The organism is Glycomyces dulcitolivorans (genome assembly GCF_003265355.1).
Classification (GTDB): Bacteria; Actinomycetota; Actinomycetes; order Mycobacteriales; family Micromonosporaceae; genus Glycomyces; species Glycomyces dulcitolivorans.
The window spans coordinates 1-4,543 of record NZ_QFRW01000171.1; the positions used below are offsets into that span (position 1 = coordinate 1).

The window sequence follows — 4,543 nt, forward strand, 5'->3', positions numbered from 1 at the left end:
CCGCGGCCGCCCGCGCCGCCGCCGCGACAGCGGCCGCCGCCCGCGCGGGCGCCTACGTCGCCTAGTCCTCCCGCAGGCCGATTCGCTCGTGCAGGCGCCGCAGCGGCCCCGGCGCCCACCAGTTCGCGCGCCCGGTCAGCCGCATCACCGCCGGCAGCAGGACCCCGCGGATCACCGTGGCGTCCACGACGACCGCCAGCGCCATCCCCAGCCCCAGCATCTGGAGGAACACCACGTCCCCGGTCGCGTACACCGCGAACGTGAACGCCAGCACCAGGGCCGCGGCGGTGACCAGCGGCGCCGACCGCTGGAGGCCGACCGCGACCGAGCCGGTCGGGTCGCCGGTGCGGTCGTACTCCTCCTTGATGCGCGCGAGCATGAACACCTCGTAGTCCATCGACAGTCCGTACGCGATGCAGAACATGAGGATCGGGATGCTCGGCTCGAACGAGCCCTGCGGCGTGAAGCCGATGACCCCGGAGAGGTTGCCCTCCTGGAAGATCCACACCAGCGCCCCGAACATCACCGCCAGCGACAGTCCGTTGAGGACAGTCGCCTTGATCGGAGCGACGACGCTGCCGGTCATCAGGAACAGGACCGCGAAGGTGATGAGCACGATCAGGCCCAGCAGCAGCGGTAGCCGGTCGAGCAGCGCGTCCCGGAAGTCGGCGAGGCTCGCCGGATACCCGCCGACCGACACCGCGAACGGCGCCTCGACGGCCCGGACCTCCCCGACCATCGCGTACGGGTCGTCGCGCATGGCCTCGGTTGTCGGGACGGCCGACAGCCACGTGTCCGCGCCGGACCATGCGAAGCGGCCGGGCTCGGCGGGCGCGACCAGCGCCCCGTCGGCGAACCGCCCTGCGGCCGAGTCGACCTGCGCGATGCCGTCCACTTCGGACAGGTTCGCCGCATAGGCGGCCAGCGATGCCTGGTCGGCTCCCGCGGCGTGCACCAGCAGCGCGTCGGTCTGCTCGGCCGCGAAGTTCGCGGTGACCTGGTCGGTGACGACGCGGCTCGGCGCGTCCTCGGGAAGCGTCCGCTCGTCCGGGACGCCGAACCGCACGCCCAGCAGCGGCGAGGCCAGCACCAGGACCAGCACCAGTGCCGCGGAGCCCCACAGGACCGGGCGGCGCATCACCGCCGTCGCCAGCCGGTGCCACCGCCCCTCGCCCACCGGCCGCACCGGACGGCGCCGCAGCACCCGCCCTCCCCAGACCGCAAGGGCCGCAGGCAGAACCACCACCGCGCCGAGCACCGCCGCGAGCGGCACGGCGATCCCGGCGTACCCGAACGAGCGCAGGAACGGGAACGGCATGAGCAGCAGCACCGACAGGCTCGCGGCCACGGTCACCGCGGAGAACACCACGGTCCGCCCCGCGCTCGCCACCGTGCGCGCGACCGCCTCGGCCCGGTCGTGCCGCGCCGACTCCTCCCGGAAGCGGTTGACGATGAACAGGCAGTAGTCGACCGCCAGGCCCATGCTCATCACCAGCACGAGGTTCGCGGCGAACGTCGAGACCTCCACCTGGGCGGCGACGAACCTGATGGCCGCCAAGGAGACCGCGAGCGCGAACAGCCCCACGCCCACCGTGAGGAACGCGGCCGCGGGCCGCCGGTAGATCGCGACGAGCAGGATCAGGAGCCCGGGGATCACGATCGCCTCGGCGAGCAGGAAGTCCCGGCGGGCGATCTGCGCGGCCTCGCGGAACAGCTCGTCAGAGCCGCCCACCGCGACCGCGAGCGTCCCGCCGTCCCGCGTGAACGCCGCCTTCAGCTCCGGCAGGACCTCCTCGCGGATGCGGGTGACCTCGCCGGGGACGTACGCGGTGACGAGCGCCTGGGACCCGTCCTCGCCGCGCAGCGCCGGATCGCCGCCGTCCCAGTAGGAGTCGACCCTGACGACCTCGTCGGCCGCGGCGAGCTCGGCGGCGAGCGCGGCCCCCGCCGCGGCGCTGGCGGCGGAGTCGACGTCCCCGTCGGCGGCGGTGACCAGCAGCAGGAAGTTGGCGGACCCGGTGTCGAAGTCCTCGTGTAGCCGCTCGCCCGCGGACACCGACTCGGACCCCGGCACCTCGAAGCGGGAGAGCACGAGCGCGTCCATCGCGCCGGCGGCGGTGAACGCGGCGGCGACGAAGGCGAGCAGGGAGGCGACGAGGACGGACCGTCGGCGCCGGTACATGATGCGGCCCAGGCGGAGCATGGTGCCGTCGGGCGGTGCGAGCGGAGGAGCGGTGGAGGTCATGGGGTCTCCCGACCGGCGTAGACTGAAATACGAGTGAGCGCTCGTAAATCAAAATACGAGTAACTGCTCGCATTCACAAGACCGAAGGGTGCCCAGTGACCGACGACACGATCAGGCCGGCGCGCCGGCGCCAGGCCCGCGGCGAGAAGCGCATGGCCGAACTCCTGGACGCGGCGGCCGAAGTCTTCGCGGCACAGGGCTACGCGAAGGCGAGCACGAACGCCGTCGCCGCCGCGGCCGGCGCGTCCCCGGGCACGCTCTACCAGTTCTTCGAGAACAAGGAGGCCATCGCCGAAGCGCTCATGGTCCGCTACATCGAGCGCCTGCGCGCGGCCCATGGCGAAGCGTTCGACCTCTCGGTGGCCGCCCTGCCCCTGAAGGACATGCTCGACCGGATCATCGACCCCGTGGTGGCCTTCGACCGAGCGAACCCGGGGTTCTACGCGCTCATGTCGGACCCGCACCTGGCCGCCGGCCTCGCCGCCGCCAAGCGCCCCGCGCAGCAGCTCATGTTCGAGCAGCTCGACCGCATCCTCGCCGCCCGCGCCCCGGACTACCCGCCCGAGGCGCGGACCCGCACCGCCGAGATCGCCGTCCACCTCTTCCGCGGCCTGCTCCCGCTCATCATGAGCGCGGGGGAGGACGACCTCCCCGGCCTCGTCGCCGAGACGAAGGCGGTCCTCTTCGACTACCTGTCCCGGCGCGTCGGCGGCTAGCCGCCGGGGCGAACCGGCGATCGCGCCGGTGTCCCGCCGGGCAACCGCCTCGATCGCCCCCCTTCGGGCCGGAAGGATGGTCACGTCCGCCCGCCTTCCCGAAGGGAACCGTCCACATGAGGGCATTCAGGCTCCTGGGGCCGCTCGCCGCCGCCGCGGTCCTGGCCGCCGCCGGCTGCTCCGGCGACACCGGCCGCGAACCCACCGCGGTCGAGCAGTCCATCATCGACCGCCTGGGCGAGGCCCCGGGCGAGGGGACCGACCCCGCCGAGACCGAGGCGGCGCGGAACGGGTTCGTCGCCGAGTGCATGGCCGAAGCGGAGCTGGAGTACCTCGGACCCGCCGAGGCCCCGTCCCTGATCGAATGGCTGGGACTCACCGCCGAGGAGTTCGCGGCCGAGTACGGGTTCGGGCACACGACGACCATCGACCTCGCCAACCCCTACGACGCCTTCGTCTACGCCACCGTGGAGGACCGGCGGGCCGCGTTCGACGCCCTGCCCGCCGACGACCGCGAGCGCTACCGGCCGCGCGAACTCGAATGCCTCGAACGGTCCTACGCCGAGTTCGGGTTCCCGGCGAACGGCTCGGTGTACCTGCCCGACGACTCCCCGATCCACGCGTACACCGAGCAGGCCGCCGCCGCGACCGCGGACGACCCGCGACTCGCCGAAGCCACCCGGGCCTGGTCGGACTGCATGGCCGAGCAGGGATACGACTTCGCGAACCGCGACGACATGGGCCTGCCGCTGCAAGAGGAGGTCCAGCCGTTCATCGAGGCCTACGGGACCCAGGGCCAGGCCCTGGTCGACGCCGGGCGGACCTGGGAGGACCTGCGCGTCGCCGACGTCCTCGACGCCGGACAGCTCGCCGCCCTGGAAGCGCTGCAGCAACGGGAACTCGCCGTCTCGGCGGCCCACGGACACTGCATCGACCAGGGCCACGACACCGACGCGGTCTACTCCGAGGTCTACGACGAGCACTTGGCGGAGCTCGCCGAATCCTGACCTCCGGCCCCACCGGTCCCGCCGGTGTCCCGCCGGTCCACCACCTCGAAAACGCACCGCGAAGACCGAAGAATGAAGACGTCCGCCCAACCCGACCGATCACGAAGGGATCGCAGATGCGACCACTCAAGAGCGCCATCGTCAAGCGCGCGCTGGCCGCGGCCGCCGCGTCGGCCGTCGCCGTGCTGGGCACCATGCTCGTCGCCGCAGCCCCCGCTGAGGCCGCCTGCCAAGGCGAGGGGAACGGTTACACGATCACCCACCGCCACGGCGACATCGCCGTCGCGCAGGAGCGCCAGCAGAGCAACACCTGCAACGACAACGGCACTTACGGCGGCCAGCTCCGCGACGTGCACCCCGGGGACGGCTACTCCGCGAAGGTGCGGTTCAAGGAGGAGGACTTCAACGGCATCGTGTTCACCACCACGAGCAGTGCCTGGCAGAACTACACGTACGTCGAGAAGACCCCCGACCCGCAGACCAGCTATGCGAGCATGCAGGTCTACACGGACCCGGCGCACCGACCCGACATCTACCACATGAACTACGGGTTCTGACGCCTGAGCCCGGCCGCG

At 72.3% G+C, this 4,543-nt stretch carries 4 protein-coding genes; 3 read left to right on the top strand and 1 reads right to left on the bottom strand.

Going from position 1 to position 4,543, the window contains the following annotated elements; translation table 11 throughout:
* Positions 1-61: 61 nt before the first annotated feature.
* A complete protein-coding gene (locus tag DI269_RS28655; RefSeq protein WP_112136731.1) occupies positions 62-2,245 on the bottom strand; it encodes an MMPL family transporter in 2,184 nt (727 codons plus the stop codon).
* 95 nt (positions 2,246-2,340) lie between these two features.
* On the opposite strand from DI269_RS28655, the gene DI269_RS27115 reads away from it, so the two are divergent.
* The 3 genes from DI269_RS27115 to DI269_RS13660 all read left to right on the top strand — a co-directional run bounded on the left by DI269_RS27115 (position 2,341) and on the right by DI269_RS13660 (position 4,525).
* Entirely contained in the window at positions 2,341-2,961 is a 621-nt protein-coding gene (locus DI269_RS27115) for a TetR/AcrR family transcriptional regulator (RefSeq protein WP_198667413.1), read from the top strand.
* Between the two features lie 116 nt (positions 2,962-3,077).
* Entirely contained in the window at positions 3,078-3,968 is an 891-nt protein-coding gene (locus tag DI269_RS13655) for a hypothetical protein (RefSeq protein ID WP_112136733.1), read from the top strand.
* A gap of 116 nt (positions 3,969-4,084) precedes the next feature.
* Positions 4,085-4,525 (top strand): hypothetical protein, encoded by a 441-nt coding sequence (locus DI269_RS13660; RefSeq protein WP_112136735.1) that lies wholly within the window; start codon positions 4,085-4,087, stop codon positions 4,523-4,525.
* Positions 4,526-4,543 lie beyond the last annotated feature (18 nt).

Bases quoted from the DNA above. Each gene is read 5' to 3' on its own strand.
- DI269_RS13660 (WP_112136735.1), top strand. From the start codon at position 4,085: ATGCGACCACTCAAGAGCGCCATCGTCAAGCGCGCGCTGGCCGCGGCC.
- DI269_RS28655 (WP_112136731.1), bottom strand. From the start codon at position 2,245: ATGACCTCCACCGCTCCTCCGCTCGCACCGCCCGACGGCACCATGCTC.
- DI269_RS13655 (WP_112136733.1), top strand. From the start codon at position 3,078: ATGAGGGCATTCAGGCTCCTGGGGCCGCTCGCCGCCGCCGCGGTCCTG.